Raw genomic sequence first — 19,192 nt, forward strand, 5'->3', positions numbered from 1 at the left:
GGGACCGAAGCCGGGATTCCCTGTCGGCATATCGCTGGACTGCCGGTCATCCGGCTGGGGGGCATCATCCATAGTCATGCCCTCCAGTCTAGCCGCCATCCGGCCCGATCACAGCCGGCTTAGGATATCTCTGCCGATCTGCTCCGTGCTCCGCTGGGTGGAGCCGGAGCGTTCGATGTCGTCCTCCACGGCCCGTTCGATGCTGGCCGCCTCGTCCTCAAAGCCCAGATGATCCAGGAGCATCCCGGCCGAGAGAATGGCAGCCGTGGGGTTGGCGATCCCCTTGCCGGCGATGTCAGGGGCGGACCCGTGGATGGGTTCGAACATGGATGGGTAGGTGCCCGAGGCGTTGATGCAGCCGGAGGCCGAGTAGCCCACGCCTCCCACCACAGCCCCCGCCTCGTCCGTGAGGATGTCGCCGAAGAGGTTGTCGGTCACGATCACGTCGAAACGGCTGGGCTCGGTCACCAGGAATATGGTGGAGGCATCGATGTGCAGGTACTCGCGCTCCACGTCGGGGTACTCCTGACCCACCTGGTCGACCAGCCGCTGCCACATGTCTCCCGCGTTGGTCAGCACGTTCTTCTTATGAACCAGAGTCAGGCGACGGCGACGCTTCATAGCCAGCTGGAAGGCGTAACGGATGACCCGTTCCGCCCCGTAAGCAGTGTTGATGGAGACCTCGGTGGCCACCTCCTGGGGAGTGCCCCGGCGAATGAAGCCGCCGGCCCCGGCGTAGAGCCCCTCGGTGCCCTCCCGCACGACCACGAAGTCGATGTTGCCCGGATTGGCCAGGGGCGACACCACGCCCTTGTAGAGCTTGGAAGGCCGAAGATTGACATACTGGTCCAGTTCGAAACGCATTTTGAGCAGCAGCCCCCGTTCCAGGATGCCGGCCTTGATGCGGGGGTCGCCGATGGCCCCCAGGAGGATGGCATCCTGCCGCTTGAGCCGGTCCAGATCCTCATCGGGCAGAATGGCTCCATCGCGCAGGTATCGCTCAGCGCCCAGATCGAAGTCCTCGTAGCGTATGTCAACCTTGCCCCGGGTAACCTTTTCCAAGACGGCCTGAGCTTGGGGAACGATCTCTTTGCCGATGCCGTCACCGGCAATGACTGCAATGTTATATGTTTTCTGCTTGCTATTTGTCATACTGCGAGCATAACGAGCCAGCCAAGCCCCTTTCACGACCCCGACCGAATCCCGGACAGACTAGAATCAGCGGCTTTCGGGGACCATGATGGACAGGCACCAGGCGTTCTCGAAGGCCAGTTCCTCCCACTGCCGGTAGCGTCCGCTGATGCCCCCGTGGCCTGCCTGGGCCTCGATCCTAATCAGAGCATCGGCACCTACCTGCGGCTCCTGCAACCTGGCAACCCACTTGAGCGGCTCCACGTAGAGCACACGGGTGTCGTTCATGGATGTGGTCGCCAGGATGGCAGGGAAGTGGTCGCTGTTGAAGAGCCGGAGCCTGCTATCGGCGTCAGGAACGTTCTCATAGGGCGAGTAGGAGCGCATATACCGGTAGACCTGCTGGTCATGCAGAGGGTCTCCCCACTCGTCCCATTCAGTCACGGTCAGCGGCAGATTCGGGTCCAGGATGCTGGTCAGCGCGTCCACGAAGGGCACATCCGCCTCGATGCCGGCATAGAGCTGGGGAGCCATATTGGCCACGGCCCCCATCAACAGCCCGCCGGCCGACCCGCCGTTGGCCACGGTATGACGGGGATCCGCCCAGCCCTGAGCCTGCAGTGCGGCGGTCACGTCGATGAAGTCCAGGAAGGTATTGACCTTGTGCAGCCGACGGCCCTGCTCGTACCAAGCGCGGCCCATCTCCCCGCCGCCACGCATATGGGGGACGGCGTAGAGCACGCCTCGGTCAAGCAGGCTGAGCCTGCCTGTGGAGAAACCAGGGTCCTGGCTGATCTCGTAGGCTCCATACCCGGTGATGAACATGGGAGCAGGCTTGTCCTGATCCTGGTCCGGCCAGGGACGGCGCTCAGGATGGTCGGGGGCCTGAATGACCGTGTCATCAAGACCAGTCCTCCCGCAGGCATCCAGCGCCGGATGCATGCCTCGCCGCCAGACCAGGGAGACCGGCACCAGGGCCCCATCCCTGACACGGACCAGAATTCGACGCTCGGCGTAGCGCTCCGGCCGGAAGTCGCCCAGCACCCTGGCCCGCTTGAGCAACCGATCCACGCCCCGGACCGGATCCAGCTCCCGCAGCTCGGCGGGGGTCCCATAACTGCCCCGGATGTAGCGCAGCCCAGGAGCCTTGTAGGAGGGATTGTCCGTGGGGCCTATGCTGTAGAGACGGTCGATGCCGTCCCTGGCCTGGTCGGGCAGAACCTCGCGGAAGCGCCAGGGTCGGCCCGCCCGCAGATCCTCCAGCGCCTGGTCCTTGGCGATAACGGCTATGCGGGGCATGCTGTCGGCCCGGTAGGTCAGGACCACGAAGCTGCGGTGGATGCCCAGCCCCTCGATGCCTAGCCCACGAGCGCCTTGGAGGATGGCCGGATTGCCTGGATCCCGATAGGGCTTCTCTGGCGGCAGGGAGGCTAGGTCTCCGGAGCGCTCGCAGCCATAGGGGCTGCCCTGGGCCAGCCGCACCCCTTCTCCCAGCCGAAATGGCGGACGATGGCTGCGCAGATCGATAAGATCCACCTCAAAGTTGGGGTTGTTCACATTGTGATAGACCACAGCCACCGGCAGGTCCTCCCCCGCGGGACCGGCATTTTCGAACCGGGCCAGGCTGATGTCGTACTCGATTCCCTCCTTGCGGGGGATCAGGGGCACAAATTCGCCCTGCGGATCCTTCAGGTCCAGCATGAGCACCTCGCTGGTGATCTTGGACCCGGTGGCAATCAGCATGGCGGATTCGTCGTAACTCAGGCCCAGCCCCACCCAAAAGCGCTCATCATCCTCCTGATAGACCATGACATCCTGATCGGCCGAAGTACCCACCTTATGCCGCCAAACCGTGTTCGGACGCCAGGCCTTGTCCAGGCCGGTGTAGAAGACCCAGTGGCCGTCGGGGGTCAGCACTGCCCCTGAGGAGACCTGGTCGATTCGATCAAGCAGGTCTCGGCCTTGACATAGATCACGAATGCGCAGATCGTAGCGCTCATTGCCCCTGGTGTCCAGTCCATAGAGCATCCAACGGCCATCGGCGCTCAGGTCCAGACATCCCAGAGAGAAAAAGTCATGCCCCTTGGCCTCGGCGTTGGCGTCGAAGATGACCTCCTCGTCAGGCATGGATCCAGGTGCTGCATCGGCCTGGACAGCAGGAGGGTCCCAGTCATGCTGGTCGCGCACCGGCAGGCGGCACTGCACCCCATACTCCTGGCCCTTGAGCGTCCGGGAGAAGTACCAGTAACCATGCATCCGAGTGGGCACCGACATGTCGGTCTGCTGCACCCGGTCGGTGAACTCCTTGAGCAGGGTGGCCCGCAAACCCTTCTGGCCGGCAAGCCGTTCCTGGCAGTAGCGATTCTGGTCGCGCACGTAGGCCTTGGTGGCAGGATCCTCCCGGTTGCGCATCCACTCGTAGGGATCCTCGAAGTGATCCCCATGAAAGCATCGATCAGCAGGACGGCGTTCCGCACGAGGAGGGGCGGGGTTGACGGCCGAAAAACTCATGGGGCGATTATATTCGGGCGCGGCGACGCAGATAAGGCAGCAGGGTCCGCATCAGATTGGCGCCCGTGGTCCCGTAGAAGACAGGCACCTCCGTCACGGGCACCGGCTGTGTGGCAGTGCGCTTGACCAAGGTTCCCAGCCCGGTCTCCTGGGGGCTCAACTGACGGATGCCGATGGCCAGGACCCGGCCCGGATACTGCCGTACCACCTGAGCGAAGGTGGAGGGATCGCTCTGGCCGTCGTCGCCCATGAGCACGAAGCGCATCTTGGGAAAGTCGGCCATGAGCTGGCGGATGAACTCCATCTTGTGCTGCACGATGGAAGGCACGAAGGTCTTGGGCCTGGGATCCAGATCCCGTAGCAGCAGAGGCCCGGCAGGAAAGCCATGATCGCGGATGAATCCGCGTATGGATCCCTCCACATTCCAGGGCGAGGCCGACAGGTAGAAGAAAGGCATCCGGGGGTCCAGATCGCGGATGCGGTTGTAGAGCACGGCCATGCCCGGCACCGAGGACCGGCGGTGCGGATTCGAAAGGAGCAGGTTCCAGGCAGCCTTCCAATGATTCGGCACCTGGCTGATCATGATGGTGTCGTCCACGTCGGATATGACGCCGACAGGAGTCTGACCGGGCACGATGTAGAGCGGCGCATCGATGGGCCGGCGGCCCCGTACCTGGTAGGAGACACGGTGCACGCCTGGGACCAGACCATGCTCGGCCACCAGATCCAGATAGCCCGATCGGTCCGAGAAGACCGCATCCGCGCTCAGGCTGCGGGCGGGATCGACAGCATCGTAGACCGAGGAGTCACCCACCTGGACCCTCCCGATGGCAGTGCTGTCGATGGCCAGACTGACCCTGGTCCTGGGCGCAGGTACGGTCAGCAGGCCACGGATGCCCCGAATGGCCGGATCCCCGCGTCTGCGGCCGTCAGTCAGAATGGTGCGGCAGATCAGCCGGGAATATGATTCGGTGCCGTAGCCCACATAGGGCTGAACGTCGGGCGACCAGCCCAGGCGGCCGGTCATATTGATGGACAGCCCCACCCAGAGGTCGAAAGCGCCAGTAATCAGGCGACGCAGCAGACGCACCGGGGCTGGTCTGCTCTCGATGCCCTCACCGGGCGCGGCCGAATCGAAGGTAGTGCTGACCGAACGGACCCGCAGAGGCCCTTCATTGCGGCCGGATCGCCTGGTCATCACCGGACCGTCAGTTCAGGCTCTTCAGCAGCTGACCGTACTCCTCGGCGCTCATCAGATCGGGCTCATCGTCCTCCAGATCGATCTTGGCTATCCAGCCTTCCCCATAGGGGTCGGAGTTGATGACCTCCGGATCGTCCGAGGCCGCCCTGTTGACGTAGGCGATGGTGCCCGCCACCGGGCAGACCACCGGCTCAACAGCCTTGGAGGACTCCAGCTCGATGACCTCATCACCGGCATCGACGTGGGTGCCGGTCTCGGGCAGGTCCAGAAAAACCAGTTCTCCCAGCTGATCCGCCGCATACTCGGTCACACCCATGGGCGCCGGGGACTGGCTAGGGTCGATCCAGACGTGATCCTGGGAATACTGCAGATGGTCGGGCACATCCAGACGGGAAGTTCCATCACTGTGTTCATCGCTCATGGTTCCAGCCTACTCGGCCGTCTGCCGCGACAGTTGCACCTATCGGGCCGGACCTGGCGGAACCTGTCCCTCCACCTTGACCATGGTCCCGACCGGTGCGTTGTCGTAGATCCATTTGGCATCCTGCTCATACATGTTGATGCAGCCGTGTGATCCGTAGTGAGTGGGGTCGCCCTTGGCAATGCCTCCGTAGTTCCAATCGGCCGTATGGAAGCCCTCGCTGCCATTGTAGTAGGAGACCCATCTGACATTGGGCGACACGTAGCCGGGGCCGCGCATGGTCTGAACGGTATAGCGCACATTGATGAAGAAAGTGCCTGTATCTGACCAGTCCCCGTCATAGGGCTTGCCCGAACAGATAGGGAAGGCCTTAACCTCGGTGGTCCCATGGTAGGCGGTGGCTGTCTGATCGCTCAGGTTGACTCGGATCCAGATGTCGCCGTCAGGCACGTCATAGCGGGCCACCCGAGTCTGCTCCTTGTGAGGCGTGACCTCAGCGCTCGCCTGGATCGGGTTCACGTCGCCCTGGACCAGGGCCTTGACGACCAGATCAGCTGTGGCGGGCACATTCGTAACACGGACCCCGTCTACGCCCTTGGTGGTCTCAGCCACTACATCGCCCTTGGTGTTCTTGACATTGACGGCGGTGACCATATCCCGATCCAGATGCCGAGCTAGCTCCTGATCCAGATACTGCTGGATGGCCTGCCGATCGAAGCCCAGCTCCATGGTTCCCTTGCTGAGGTCTGTCACCGGCTTGACCCAGGTGGCTACAGTGGCGGCCGGAACAGTCATGACATCGTCATCAGCTCCCTTGATGACCAGATCCTTGGCCAGCCGTTGGTTGGCTTGAGATGCCACCTGATTGGCGGTGTCCAGGCTGATGGGCATGCCCACATCCTTGTAGACCAGCCCAACAGCCAGCTGCCTGCCTGGCTTGTCTATCAAGGAGGAGACAGCACTCTGCACACGGCCCAGTTCAGCCCCCTTGCCGCCACGTCCCTCCTGGGCTCTAAAAGCATGAGCACCGGAATCAAAGACGATGGTGGAAGGAACAGAGCGATCTTGACTGGGGATGAAACGTTCAGTCAAATACTTATTCATGGCCAGTTGATCCCGCTCTGCCACCAGCGGCACCGCCTCGCTATAGAAGGGGTTGAGCCGGGAGAGGCCTGCAGGGCCCTTGGCTGTCATGACTCTTGTGACTGTGGCATCCTGATCCACGCTCACGCCCAAATCCTTCAACCCAGCCCGCGCAGAGGCCCCATTGCCTTTGAGCTCCACCTGGGAGTCGCGCACCTGCTGATCGACGATCCGCCGGACTTGGTCGCTGGTCCGGCCCATCATGACCTTTCCGCCTAAGGTGACGCCGGGGGCCACCCGATCACGGAAGAAAGCACGAACGCCGAACCAGCAGCCTACCAGAATCAGCACAGCCAGAAGCGACATGGCCAGGATGGTGCGTCCTCGATGACCACTCGAAGGAGTCTTGTCGCTGGCACCTGCGCCGAAAGCCCGCTCTGCTTGTTCGTCGGCGAACAGGTCCACTGGGTCGGGCCCGTTACCGGTCGCGGGCGGCATGGTCACAGTTTCAGTCTGGTCGACATCCGGAATACGAGGCTCTTCTTGCCCCTCCATGGCCATAATGCACCTTTCGCTACTTACATTTCCACAAAATATTTTACGACAGAACCAAACCCAGAGGCACGGGCCTTCCCAAACCGGTCAGAGCTCGCTGCCATACCATTGTTCAATCATATGTCTGGCAACACTGGCCGCCTGGGGTATGTGCAACCGGCCCGAGGCCAGAGCATTGCTGAATTCCTCCCGTGTGAACCAGCCGGCATCCTCGGTTTCCTGACCATCCACCCGGATATTAGTATTCAGGGATCTGGCCTTGAAGGCCACCATCAGGGAGGAGGGGAAGGGCCAGGGCTGAGAGCCCAGGTAACGCATCTCCCCCAAATTCAGGCCCACCTCTTCCAGAGCCTCACGCCGGCCTGCATGCTCCAGATTTTCTCCAGCCTCGACGAATCCGGCAGTGACCGAACGAAAGCCAGGAACCCACTTCCGGTTGTGCTGGAGCAGAAGCCGATCGTGGCCGTCCACCACGGCCATGATCACTGCGGGCTCGATGCGGGGAAAGAGCGTGTGTCTGTCCCCCGACACATTCCCCTGGCAGATCTGAGCCCATCCAGCCTGGCAGGGATGAACCGGTGCGCCACAGTGGGGACAGAAGACCTGGAGTCCATGCCATACGGACAGAGCGACTGCGCAGATTGCCAGGCCCACCTGACGCGGATGTCCATGAGGGGCATACTCGCGCAGGCCAAGCCAGTCGAAGCGCTGATCCGCAGCCTGAACCAGGTCACGAAGAGGGTCATGGACGACCCGACCGGCACAGGCTAGATCCAGATCCAGGGCCAGCCAGGCCTGCTGGTCGGCCTTCCCCAGGTAGTAGCAGGGCGGCTCGAACTGGTCTGTCGAGCTTGCTAAAGGACCCCGCAAGTATGCAGCGGGCAGTGTGGCCAGACGGATGCTGGCTCCGGTGCGGCCAGACAAGGCTCCCTCACCCCTGGGCACGGCCACCTTCTCGCCCCTCACCAGGATGACCCCCGTGCCGTCCTGGTCCAGCAGGTGGTCAAGCAGACCGGGCTGCGGCCGCGATGCCGTGTCGTAGTCCACATCCCCCTGTGCCAGGGGCAGGAAGGGCAGGGGCTCGGTGAGAGCCAGCGGGGAGAAGACCGTTTTAGGATTGCTCATGAGAGCCTCCCCACGCGACGAACCAGATCCAACAGGGCAACGGCCACCTGGTGCGGATGCTCGACGGCGCTGAAGTGGCCACAGTCGTCGATAGCGGTAAAAGTAACGTCGGTTCCTGCCTGAAGCATGGCCTGGGCCAGAGGCTCCATGACACGTGGGGGGCTGGATGGATCGCAGCGACCGCTGACCAGGGCCACGGGCACCCTGATGCTGCCGACAAGATCGCTCTGATCCGGGCGGCCTGCAGCCATCCGCTCTCGCCAGGCGATGCCGCGAGGATCCTGGGACTGTATCCATTCGGTCATGGTCTGCACGAAAGCAGGCGAACGCTTGACCTTGGAATCGCCCTCCTGAGGCCTGGCGAAGTGCATGACCGGATCCAGCGTCCCCTCCACCTCGCAAGTTTGAGCGATCCGCAGCCGGTTGGCCCGGGAGACTGGACGGTCAGCCATCATGGTGGTGTCACACAGGGCCAGCCCGGCCGCCATCTGTGGATAAAGTCTGGCTATGGCTTCGACCAGGTAGCCTCCCATGGAAAGTCCGACCCAGATGGCCTTCTGCGCCCCCGTGGCGGCGACCATATCCACAAAGGCTCGAGCCATGGCATCCAGAGCACTAGGCAGGGCGCCATCAGAGTCTGCCGGGCCACAGGACGCCGGCTCAGGCAGGGGGCAATCGCCTGCTCCGAGCATATCTGGCGCATAGACAGGAAAGGGGGCCATACCAGCACGATCCGCCTGGTCAATCAGCAAGGCCGCACACCGATTCCACATGCGGTGGTCCACAGGGAAAGCATGGACCAGCACCAAGGGCAGCCCCTCCCCTTGTCGATATACGGTATTGACGATGTTCATGCCCGCCTCCAAGGTTTCACGGCTCATAGTGCACCAGCCCAGGTCAGGGCGCTCATCAGCACCTTGCCGTGCCCACCAGGCATCTGGCTCATGAAGGACTCCAGCATATCCGCCTTGGGATCGATCCACTCCACATCCAGGGTCTCGTCCTGGGGCTTGCAGTCCCCGGCCACCGGCACCAGATAACACAGAGCGATGGCATGCTGGCGGGGGTCGTAGTACTCCGAGACCCCCGGTGTGGGGAAGAACTCAGCCACGGTGAAGGGCTGTGGGCTGGCAGGCAGCATAGGCAGGGCCAACTGGCCCAGATCCTTGGCGATGTTTCTGGCCAGAGCCTCCCTGATGGTTTCATGGTAGAGGATCCGTCCGGTGATCAGGGTGCGTTCAATGTTGCCCTGATCATCCACGCGCAGAAGAGTGCCCACTTGGGTGACAGCGCTCATTTCATCCACGCGAACCGGCACTACCTCCACATAGGGCATGGGTAGGCATCGCCGCGCACGGTCAATGGCATCACGGTCCAGCCATCCGGGAGGATTCGAACCCGAAAAACCCCGGTTGAAGTCCTCTGGAGTGATGTGCGAGAAGGCGCCACGGTCGCGATCGGCATCGAAGTCGTCATCATCGGGAATCTCGTCGTTCAGCACTGGCATGGTTCCATTATCCGCACCAGGCTTGACCGCCCACGGGACCCCGACGGACATCTCCACCCAGAGCATATTCGGGCGCTTTCTCCAGCCTTGATGAAATGCTGATGGTTGAAAGCGGTTGCTAAACACGGGAGCTTCCCGCGCGACAGTCAAGCGACTTCAAGGAGCGTCATTATGACCACCACGACTATCACTTCGGAAAACTTCGAGCAGACCATCAAGGACAACGACCTGGTGCTGATTGACTTCTGGGCCACCTGGTGCGGGCCCTGCAAGGCCTTTGGCCCCATTTTCGAGAAGGCTTCGCAGGCCAACACCGACATCGTCTTCGGTAAGGTGGATATCGACCAGAACCGGGATTTGGCCGCGGCGGCCGACATCCAGGCGGTGCCCACGCTGATGATCACCAAGCAGGGGCAGATCATCTTCAAGCAGGCCGGCGCGCTCAGGTCTTCGGATCTGGACGACCTGATCAACCAGGCACGTAAGGCCGATTTGTCAACCCCTGCGCAGCCCTGAGCCAGTCGAGTTGGCTCCAAGGCAAGTTTGTACTAAAATAGAGATGTATTTGTCCAGTGACCATTTCGGTCTTACCGGAAGCATGCGGTCGATAAGAAGCATTAAGTCGACTGATCACTGAGGATCTGTCGGTCCAACAGAGGAGAGTAATGGCGAACCACCGTAGAGGACGGATGAGTGCGGTCAAGGCTCTGACCAAGCGTCAGTGGCTGCGTCTAGCCGCCGGTGTTACTGTTCTCGGTATGGTCATTGGCGCGGGTTTCGCCTCGCGCGACTTCTACGCATCCACTGAGAACTCGGCCAAGTCCGGCGTAACATCCTATTCCGCCACCCAGGATCTTGGCACGGTGTCCCGCAGCAGCACTAGGCAGGCCATCCGCAATGGTGCGGGCGGTGCCAACTCCGGTACATCCTACGTGAATGTGCAGATCAACGGGAAGAACAAGGTGGTGCTGGGCAACGGCTTCACCGATGTCAAATCCGTGCTGGAAGCCGGGGACATTACCCTGCAGCCGGGAGACCAGATCGCCCCGTCGCTGACCACTCGCATCAACGAGAAGACCATCATCCGCATCGACCGGGCCAACGCCCAAGTCAAAACTGACGAGTCGCCCATCCCCTTCAACACCATCGAAGAAAAGACCGACTCCCTGCCGGCAGGCACCACCAAGGTCAAGACTGAGGGGCAGAATGGCGTCATGGAGACCACCAGCCTGGTCACCGAAGCCGGCAGCAAACATCTGGCCAGCAATATATTCGCATCCTTCGTTAAGACCGTCCCCGTCGATAAGGTAATCCTGGTGGGCACTGGTGGCGGAACCCCTGCACAGTCCGGCTCGACTACCACCACGACGCCTGTAGGCGAAGCCCAGAGCATCGCCCACGATGTGGTCGCCTCCCGCGGCTGGGGCGAAGACCAGTTCACCTGCCTGGTGCAGCTGTGGAACAAGGAGTCCGGTTGGCGGACCAATGCCGCCAACCCCTCAGGTGCCTATGGCATTCCACAAGCGTTGCCCGGCAGCAAGATGGCCTCAGCCGGCCCCAACTGGCAGACAGACGCCCACACTCAGATCGTCTGGGGACTGGACTATATCCAGGGCCGCTATGGGACACCCTGTGGCGCATGGGCTCATTCCCAGTCATCCAACTGGTACTGATTCGTTTTCATACAACTCAACCAGGAACTTCCGGTAGGCTAGTTCGGCTTACCGGAAGTTCTTTTTTGCCTGAGACACGACCTGTTCCAATTACCTGCTGATAATCCGATCGTCAAGCGAGAGAAGGCCATCACTGAAACCTCGGTATTCCAGAGCTGTGATAAACTAATCATAATTGAGCGACATACACGTTGGCCGTGCGGATTGAGTCGGAGATGCAGTTGCAATGTTGTATGCGCTGTTGCTTTTGAAAAGGACCGTATGCAATTGTTATATAAGAATCGCGCATGCTGCATTACTTCTCTTATAGCTATTATCGTATCAGGGTTTATATTGGCAAACCTTTCGTGGATTGACCTAGCACAGGCAGATGCCACCGCATCCCCAATAGCATCGCAAAGCATGAAAAATCCAGGGACGGGGGGGGGGGGGGGACTCCAAGTATACCTGGCTCTACTCAAATTCCCTCTAATATTTCCACACCACCTATAACTCAAAAGCTGGATTCCTCTATTCAACTAACACCCTCTCCGGCTTTGCCCTCCCCCACTTCACTAGACTCAGCAAGCCCCGCTCTTTCCACTCGGTCGATAAGTTCTTGCCCCAATAGTCAATGTTCGGTCACCTTTGACACGGTCCAAGCTGACACAGAAGCCCCTGTCGCACAAATTATCCCTTCGGGAGGTCTGGCGAAACGACCGACAGATCCCACCAAGCACGGATACCTCTTCGACGGCTGGTTTACGGGCCAGGTAGCCTACGACTTCAACCAGCCCGTCACCAGCAACCTGAAGCTGACTGCAAAATGGACAGCCGGCGATGGCCATTGGTCTCTGGCACCTGCGCACGGAGCTGCATCGGGAAATACTGCAGTGACACTGACTCCCCCAGCAATCCGTGGCATCAAATTCTCTCAAATCACATCAGGAGCAACCCATTCCTTGGCTCTTGGGTCGGATGAAAACCTCTACGCCTGGGGTGATAATAGTTCAGGACAATTGGGCGACAGCACCAACACTCTGCGACAAACACCAGTGAAAATAAACAAGCCGGCCAATACGTCAGCCCAATTCACTTTCACTACCATTGCCGCTGGCGACCATTCCTCTTTCGCTATAGGTTCTGACGGTAACCTCTATGCTTGGGGGAACAATACCCGTGGACAACTTGGCGATGGAACTACCACAAACCGGTCGGCTCCTATCCAGGTTCCGAAGCCTGCCGGTGTCTCAAATGGATTTACCTGGACCCAAGTAAGCACCCGATGGGATCACACCCTGGCATTAGGCTCAGATCACAATCTCTATGCCTGGGGATGGAACGAGTACAGCCAGCTCGGCAACACCAGCGTCCCTACTGGCACCGATAATTCCGATGCGTATAGCAGCAAACCTGTACTTGTCAGCAGGCCAGCAGGAGTCACTTTCACTCAGTTAAGTGCTGGACGGTATAACTCTTTTGCCCTAGGCTCAGATGACAACTTGTACGCTTGGGGATGGAACGGATACGGACGGCTAGGAGATGGGACCGATATTCCGCGATCTACTCCTGTTCAGGTCCACCAACCCGCCGGCGTTACCTTCTCCCAGTTCAACGCGGGAGATACATCTTGTTTCGCAATCAGCACGAATGGAGATCTTTACGCTTGGGGATGGAACGGATACGGACGGCTAGGAGATGGCAGCAATGCAGAAGATAGAAAAACACCCACTTTAATATCTCCACCCAACGGAGCACCGTCAGGGTTTACCTGGATACGAGTCATGATAAGAGACTCTCACGTCCTAGCCATTGGCTCGGACGGCAATCTCTATTCCTGGGGACGAAACGATCACGGCCAACTAGGTATCAAAGATATAAGCACCGACGGTTCATACATCAATAGACCACACATTGTCAATCAACCAACATCTACAACTGCCCAGAAATTCACTTGGGCTCAGATCAATGCAGGATGGGAAGAATCATCTGCATTAGGATCAGATGGAAACCTGTACACCTGGGGATGGAACAACGGCGGACAGTTAGGTGATCCAGAGGTTCCTATAGGTACGGATAATAAGCAGGCGATGAGGCTGACACCAAGCTTGGCTGCTTTCCCGCTTTCGCCAGATGTTACTGCGGTCAAATTCGACCAAACACTGGTCAACGATATCAAAAAAGCAGGTACGAACTGGCAGGTGATGACCCCAGCTCATAGGAAGGGGCGAGTAGATGCGACCATTACCTGGAATCTCTATGGCCAGCAGTTCGATGAAATCCTGAATTACACCTATGACCCGCCCAGATATGTCGTCTCTTTCGATAAGGCTGACGGCAGCCAGACCACCAGTCAGTCGGTCATCGAGGACCAAACGGTTCCCAGACCAGATCAAGACCCGACCCGACCGGGCTTCCTATTCGACGGCTGGTTCAACGGCGATGCGGCCTACGACTTTTCTTCCCCCGTCAAGGGTCCCACGAAACTGACAGCCCACTGGACGGCAGGCGCCGGGCAATGGACCACCTCTCCCAAGCAGGGTCCCGACAGCGGTCAGACCAAGGTGATCCTGATACCACCTGCAGCACGGGGCATTAGGTTCAGCCAAGTCAGTGCCGGCGACGATCATTCATTGGCTCTCGGATCGGATGGAAACGTCTATTCTTGGGGGGCCAATAAATACGGACAGCTGGGCGATGGGACCACAACGGACCGCTTGACGCCGGTTCAGATTCCCAAACCGACAGGCGTAATCCGATTCACACAGGTCAGTGCAGGAAGAGCCTTCTCATTGGCTCTGGATGGACAGGGCCACGTCTGGGCATGGGGACTCAACAGCTCCGGACAGCTGGGCAACAATGCCGTTGCTACCAATGGCTCAGCTGCATACAGCTCGAGCCCGATTCGCGTGCAAGCCCCAAGCGGGATGACGGCAACAAACTTCAGTCTCATTGGTATCAGCGCGGGAATCACTCATGTCCTCGCCGTAGACGAGCAGGGCAGAGCCTGGGGCTGGGGATCCAATGAGTTCGGCAAACTAGGCGTTCCTTCTAGCACTGTAGCGACGACAGGAATCGCCACCAGACCCGTCCAGGTTGCAACTCCGCAAGGCGAAACGACGGGATTCCGCTATGCACAGGTCAGTGCGGGCGGTTCACATTCCCTGGCGACTGACACCCAAGGCCATGCCTGGGGCTGGGGATCGAACCAGAACGGTGTCCTCGGCAACACGAGCGATGTAACACTCAATGGTTTCACCTCCATACCTGTCCAGGCCAAGCCAGACACCAACCCGACAGGCGGCTTCAAGCCTGTGCAAATATTGGCAAGCACAGGCCACTCCTTCGCCCTCGATGAGCTGGGACGCCTATGGTCCTGGGGCGGAAACAGCAATGGAGAGCTCGGCCTGAGCGACACCAACATAAGGACTGCTCCGTCCCTGGTAGCCATGCCTACAAACGTCAGCATGTTCACTCAGTTGACAGCCAGCAGAGCTAGCGGCAATTCACTGGCTCTGGACCAGAACGGAAACATCTGGGGCTGGGGTCAAAACTCATCAGGCATGCTGGGGACCGGAAATACAGGCAGCCTGAACAAGCCAACCAAGATGGGCAATCCATCAGGCATCGACCACTTCGTCAAGGTCAGTGCTGGCACTGACCACACTCTGGCTATAGCCTCCAGCGGCAGCACCTTGGGCTGGGGAGACAACGGCCAAGGACGCTTGGGCAACAATGCAACGCAGACAGCCTATTCCCCTGTCGACGCACTCTTCCCCTTCAGACTCGGTATCCCATCCACAGTGAAATTCGGAAACACCAGAGGAACCAGTCCAAGCTTCACGGGGCAGGAGGACGGCGCATGGACCGTGCTGACGCCAAACCACCAGGCCGGCGACACGACTGTCAGCATCACTTGGACGCTCAATGGGGCTCCACAACCCGAGGATGAGACCAATGCCTTCCGTTTCATCCACTATGGCGTCCTGCCCTTGACAGGAGAAACAGGCATCCTGATCACCATCTTGGCTGGATCGCTGGCCGCAATCAGTGGCTTGGCCGCAAAACGTCAGCGGGTTGAAATGCAAAGTGGACAAGGTGGAAGGACGAACGTCCGACACGAGCACTGACCCGAAGTGCCAACCACATCACCAGGCCACAAACAAGCAAGGTCCCGCCACTACATACATGGCGGGGCCTTGCTGCGGTCTCTGTATCTACTTTGCTCTATGCGCACCCTCAAACCCTGACAACCGCATGGCAACTGCTTGCGCGACCGGGGAATGCTCCTGACAAATACTTCTTGAGGATGCCGTGTTTGCGAAAACGTGCTTAGAGCACGGCCTGGAGCACGAAGTCCAGAATGAAGAGGGCTGAGACCGCCCAGATGATGGGGTGGACCTCCTTGCCCTTGCGCTTGCAGACCATGGTCAGGCAGTAGGTGATGAAGCCGGCGGCCACGCCGTAGGAAATCGAGTAGGCAAAGCCCATGAAGATGGCTGTGAAGAAGGCCGGAATGGCCTCAGACAGCTCGCCCCACTCAATCTCCGCGAAGGAGCCCATCATCATGCAGCCTACAATGACCAGAACGGGTGCAGTAGCCGCCGAAGGCACAGCCGATATCAGCGGAGCGAAGACGGCGCTGAGCGCGAAGCAGGCGGCGATGACCACCGAGGTCAGTCCGGTCCGGCCACCGGCCGCGATGCCGGCTGCGGACTCCACATAGGTGGTGGTGTTGGAGGTGCCGAAGAGGGCGCCGATGGAGGTGGCCGTAGCATCGGCGAACAGGGCCCTATCCATCTTGGAGCTGAACCCTCGGCCGTTTTCCAGAGCCTGCTCATCCTCGGCTGAGAAGATGCCTGAGCGCCGACCGGTGCCCACAAAGGTACCGATGGTGTCGAAGGTGTCAGACAGGGAGAAAGCGAAGATGGTCACCAGAACCAAGGGCAGCTTAGCCGGGTCCGAGAAGAGGGCAGGGAACCCATCCTGACTGAAAATGGCCAGGAAGGTCTGCGGCAGCTGTGACCAGGCCTGGCCCAGATCGACCGACTTGGCCATGCTGGTGACCCCCATGGGAATGCCCAGGAGCGTGACTGCGATGATGGCGATGACGAAGGCGCCCTTGTTGATGAAGGCAAGGCGGCCCTTGAACTTGAAGATCAGAAGGAAGACGGTCAGCAACAATCCGATGACGAAGAGGATGACCCCGGGGGTGTTGAAGGTGGTCAGTCCAGGGTTGGCGCCTGATGCCGAAGTCTTGTCGGGCGCGAACTTGATAATACCCACATTGAGCAGACCCACATAGGCGATGAAGACGCCGATGCCTCCGCCGATGGCATGCTGAAGCAGGGGCGGAATGGCCTGGATGATCATCTTGCGCAGCTTGGTGGCCGTGACCAGGATGTTGATCAGGCCGCACAGGAAGACCATGCACATGGTCTGTTGCCAAGTGAAGCCCAGCCCCTTGACCACGGTGAAGGTGAAGAAGGCATCCAACCCGACACCTGGCGCCACGCCATAGGGCACGTTGGCCACCAGACCCATGATCAAAGTGCCGATGACAGCAGCGATCAGGGTGGCGAGAAAGACGGCACCCCAAGGCATGCCCGCCGTGGAAAGCACCGAGGGATTCACCACGATGATGTAGGCCATGGCGAAGAAGGTGGTAATGCCTGCTACCACTTCCGTAGAGACTGTGGTATTATTATCCGAAAGCCGAAATAGCTTATGCATATTCGATTCCTTATTGTCTTATTTGGCGATGAGACAAGAGCAGAATATCACGAGCGCTCGGCTTTTTTGTTACAAGACCTCCTCCAGGCTCCAATACCGCCCCACCACCTTCCGCTCATCTATAATCGGCATACCGGCACGGCCCTGAAGCCGTCCCACATGGGGATGAGCTGATGGGCGGGCACTGTTGAGGAGGGGTATATGGCCAGGAACAATCATTGGGATCCGGACGATCAGAAGCAGTATCAGCACGTGCATGACAGCGAAGTCGATCGCGGACAGGACGAGCGCTCCGCCGAGCGGATTGCAGCCGCCACAGTCAACAAGCAACGCACCCGCGAGGGCCGAACCCTGCGTCAGGAGCAGGAACGCCGCGACCAGCGCCAAAACGACAAGGAGGATTGATTCCTCAGAGGGCGCCCATCAGCAGGTGCGCCAAAACCATGAGCACGGCACCGATCAGCGCAGTCAGAGCCAGGGTGAATCCCGCCAGACGGGCGTTGCCAAGAACCTTGTCAGTGAACATGGTGGCGAAAACCGCCGTCGGAGCCAGGCAGCACAAGGCCACCGCCTGACGGATCAAGGGTTCGAAGGGCAACAGATACCATGCGGCCGCCGCGAACAGGATGCCGAAGGGCAGTCGCCAGGCCAGAATCTGCAATACGGCCTTGATGTCAGCCCGTCCGCCGGGCAGCTCCATGAGCATGCCCACCATGAGCATGGAGCAGAAGGCGTTGGCCGCCGAGAATGGACGGGTGATTTGGGCCGACCAGTCAGGCAATGAGATCCCGGCCAGCGTAAATCCCACCATGACCAAGTAGGTGTCGAATGAGGGCGAGCTCAGGAAGCCCTTGGCTATGGAGAGGGCTGCAGCCTTGCGGTGGAGTTTGCGGGCATCTGGGTCATCCAGCTTGACCGTCTCCCCCGCATCGGGATCCAGGGACTGGCCCGGTCGAATATGCAGAAGCCCCTGGGTCATGACGTTGGTGCCGGCAGAGACCATAACCGAATTGCCGATGTCGAACATGGCGGCGGGGACCAGGGCCGCCGTGCCCAGCAGCGACTGGAGCATGGGGAAGCAGAAACACCCGATGTTGAAGCCCGATCCGTTGAGCATAAGAAAAGCCCGCTGAGCCGTAGGACGATGCCTGCTGGTCAGGAAGATGGCCAGGGGTGGAATCAGCGAAGCCACGAAGGCGAAGGCCGAGACCAGAAGCAGGCTGGGATCGTGGGGGTTGGTGGCGAAGGAGTAGATGATGGCCCCGGGCAGGACCAGATCGAACACGACAGTCTGCAGCACCCGGTAGTCCAACGGGCGAAAGAGTCCAAACCGCTTGAACAGGTAGCCCACCAGGATGATGCCCAAGAGGGTGGCCGATTCCAGCAGTGCTCCCATGCCCTCGCTCCTTCCACGGATGCCGGAACCATGATACCTGACGAGCGGGTGCGCAGACCGGTTCTGTCTCAGCCGAAGCGACCGGATATGTAACGCTCGGTGTCCGGCTCGTGCGGGTTGGAGAAGATTGTGGTGGTGTCGTCCATCTCCACCAGGTGGCCGGGCTGACCCACGGCCTTGAGATTGAAGAAGGCCGTATAGTCCGAGACCCTGGCGGCCTGCTGCATGTTATGGGTGACGATGACGATGGTGTAGTCCCGCTTGAGCTCGTTGATCAGATCCTCTACGGCCAGAGTGGAGATGGGGTCCAGGGCCGAGCAGGGTTCGTCCATGAGCAGGACCTGGGGGTGCACGGCCACGGCACGGGCAATGCAGAGCCTCTGCTGCTGACCGCCAGAGAGCCCGATGCCCGGCTTGTCCAGACGGTCCTTGACCTCGTTCCAAAGATTGGCCCCGCGCAGGGCCCACTCCACCAGATCGTCGGCGTCAGATTTGGCAATGTGCTTCTTGTTCAGCCGTATGCCAGCCAGGACGTTCTCCCGGATGGACATGGTCGGGAAGGGATTGGCCCTCTGGAAGACCATGCCCACGTCCCGCCGTACCTCGACCGGGTCTACATCCGGTCCATACAGGTCGCGCCCCTCCAGAAGCACCTGCCCGCTCACATGCGCCCCCGGGGTGATCTCGTGCATGCGGTCCAGGGTGCGCAGAACCGTGGACTTTCCGCAGCCAGAGGGACCGATGAAGGCGGTGACCTTGTTGGCTCGGATGCGCATGTTCACGTCCTGGACGGCCAAGAAATCGCCGTAGTAGACGTTGAGATGGCTGATGTCTATGCGTTGGCCCATATTCCGGCCTCCGTTCCTCTCATGGCGGC

15 protein-coding genes are annotated in these 19,192 nt (G+C 60.1%); 4 read left to right on the top strand and 11 right to left on the bottom strand.

The features are described 5' to 3' along the window. Positions 1-108: 108 nt before the first annotated feature. From J3T93_RS04255 to J3T93_RS04290, 8 genes are all read right to left on the bottom strand, one after another. On the bottom strand, positions 109-1,152 hold the full coding sequence (locus J3T93_RS04255; protein ID WP_267430670.1) for a 3-isopropylmalate dehydrogenase: 1,044 nt from the start codon (positions 1,150-1,152) through the stop codon (positions 109-111). Positions 1,153-1,218: 66 nt separating this feature from the next. Then, on the bottom strand, positions 1,219-3,642 hold the full coding sequence (locus J3T93_RS04260) for a S9 family peptidase (RefSeq protein ID WP_267430671.1): 2,424 nt from the start codon (positions 3,640-3,642) through the stop codon (positions 1,219-1,221). 7 nt (positions 3,643-3,649) lie between these two features. Next, entirely contained in the window at positions 3,650-4,840 is a 1,191-nt protein-coding gene (locus J3T93_RS04265; RefSeq protein ID WP_220236912.1) for an App1 family protein, read from the bottom strand. Positions 4,841-4,850: 10 nt separating this feature from the next. Then, entirely contained in the window at positions 4,851-5,264 is a 414-nt protein-coding gene (gcvH, locus tag J3T93_RS04270; protein ID WP_267401122.1) for a glycine cleavage system protein GcvH, read from the bottom strand. 39 nt (positions 5,265-5,303) lie between these two features. Continuing rightward, positions 5,304-6,902, bottom strand: coding sequence for a L,D-transpeptidase family protein (locus J3T93_RS04275; RefSeq protein WP_267430672.1), 1,599 nt, complete (start codon positions 6,900-6,902; stop codon positions 5,304-5,306). 87 nt (positions 6,903-6,989) lie between these two features. Further along, on the bottom strand, positions 6,990-8,027 hold the full coding sequence (gene nudC, locus J3T93_RS04280; RefSeq protein WP_267430673.1) for an NAD(+) diphosphatase: 1,038 nt from the start codon (positions 8,025-8,027) through the stop codon (positions 6,990-6,992). Then, positions 8,024-8,881 (bottom strand): alpha/beta fold hydrolase, encoded by an 858-nt coding sequence (locus J3T93_RS04285; protein WP_267430962.1) that lies wholly within the window; start codon positions 8,879-8,881, stop codon positions 8,024-8,026. Before J3T93_RS04285 ends, nudC begins: the two co-directional genes overlap by 4 nt. 23 nt (positions 8,882-8,904) lie before the next feature. Next, on the bottom strand, positions 8,905-9,534 hold the full coding sequence (locus J3T93_RS04290) for an NUDIX hydrolase family protein (protein WP_267401119.1): 630 nt from the start codon (positions 9,532-9,534) through the stop codon (positions 8,905-8,907). A gap of 171 nt (positions 9,535-9,705) precedes the next feature. On the opposite strand from J3T93_RS04290, the gene trxA reads away from it, so the two are divergent. The 3 genes from trxA to J3T93_RS04305 all read left to right on the top strand — a co-directional run bounded on the left by trxA (position 9,706) and on the right by J3T93_RS04305 (position 15,316). After that, complete coding sequence (trxA, locus tag J3T93_RS04295; RefSeq protein ID WP_267401117.1) at positions 9,706-10,050, top strand: thioredoxin; 345 nt, start codon at positions 9,706-9,708, stop codon at positions 10,048-10,050. A gap of 173 nt (positions 10,051-10,223) precedes the next feature. Continuing rightward, on the top strand, positions 10,224-11,207 hold the full coding sequence (locus tag J3T93_RS04300; RefSeq protein WP_324123865.1) for a G5 domain-containing protein: 984 nt from the start codon (positions 10,224-10,226) through the stop codon (positions 11,205-11,207). A 536-nt stretch (positions 11,208-11,743) separates the two neighbouring features. Further along, entirely contained in the window at positions 11,744-15,316 is a 3,573-nt protein-coding gene (locus J3T93_RS04305; protein WP_416378829.1) for an InlB B-repeat-containing protein, read from the top strand. A gap of 202 nt (positions 15,317-15,518) precedes the next feature. On the opposite strand, the gene J3T93_RS04310 is transcribed toward J3T93_RS04305, so the two are convergent. Next, positions 15,519-16,919 carry an NCS2 family permease gene (locus tag J3T93_RS04310; protein WP_267430674.1) on the bottom strand — a complete coding sequence of 467 codons (1,401 nt, stop codon included), beginning with the start codon at positions 16,917-16,919 and terminating at the stop codon, positions 15,519-15,521. A gap of 201 nt (positions 16,920-17,120) precedes the next feature. On the opposite strand from J3T93_RS04310, the gene J3T93_RS04315 reads away from it, so the two are divergent. Beyond that, positions 17,121-17,324, top strand: coding sequence for a hypothetical protein (locus tag J3T93_RS04315; RefSeq protein WP_220236903.1), 204 nt, complete (start codon positions 17,121-17,123; stop codon positions 17,322-17,324). 4 nt (positions 17,325-17,328) lie between these two features. On the opposite strand, the gene J3T93_RS04320 is transcribed toward J3T93_RS04315, so the two are convergent. Beyond that, positions 17,329-18,315: an AEC family transporter gene (locus J3T93_RS04320; RefSeq protein ID WP_267430675.1), complete on the bottom strand. Its 987-nt coding sequence runs from the start codon at positions 18,313-18,315 to the stop codon at positions 17,329-17,331. Positions 18,316-18,383: 68 nt separating this feature from the next. Further along, positions 18,384-19,163 (bottom strand): phosphate ABC transporter ATP-binding protein PstB, encoded by a 780-nt coding sequence (gene pstB, locus J3T93_RS04325; RefSeq protein ID WP_267430676.1) that lies wholly within the window; start codon positions 19,161-19,163, stop codon positions 18,384-18,386. Positions 19,164-19,192 lie beyond the last annotated feature (29 nt).

Source organism: Bifidobacterium sp. B4111, assembly GCF_026537235.1.
GTDB lineage: Bacteria > Actinomycetota > Actinomycetes > Actinomycetales > Bifidobacteriaceae > Bombiscardovia.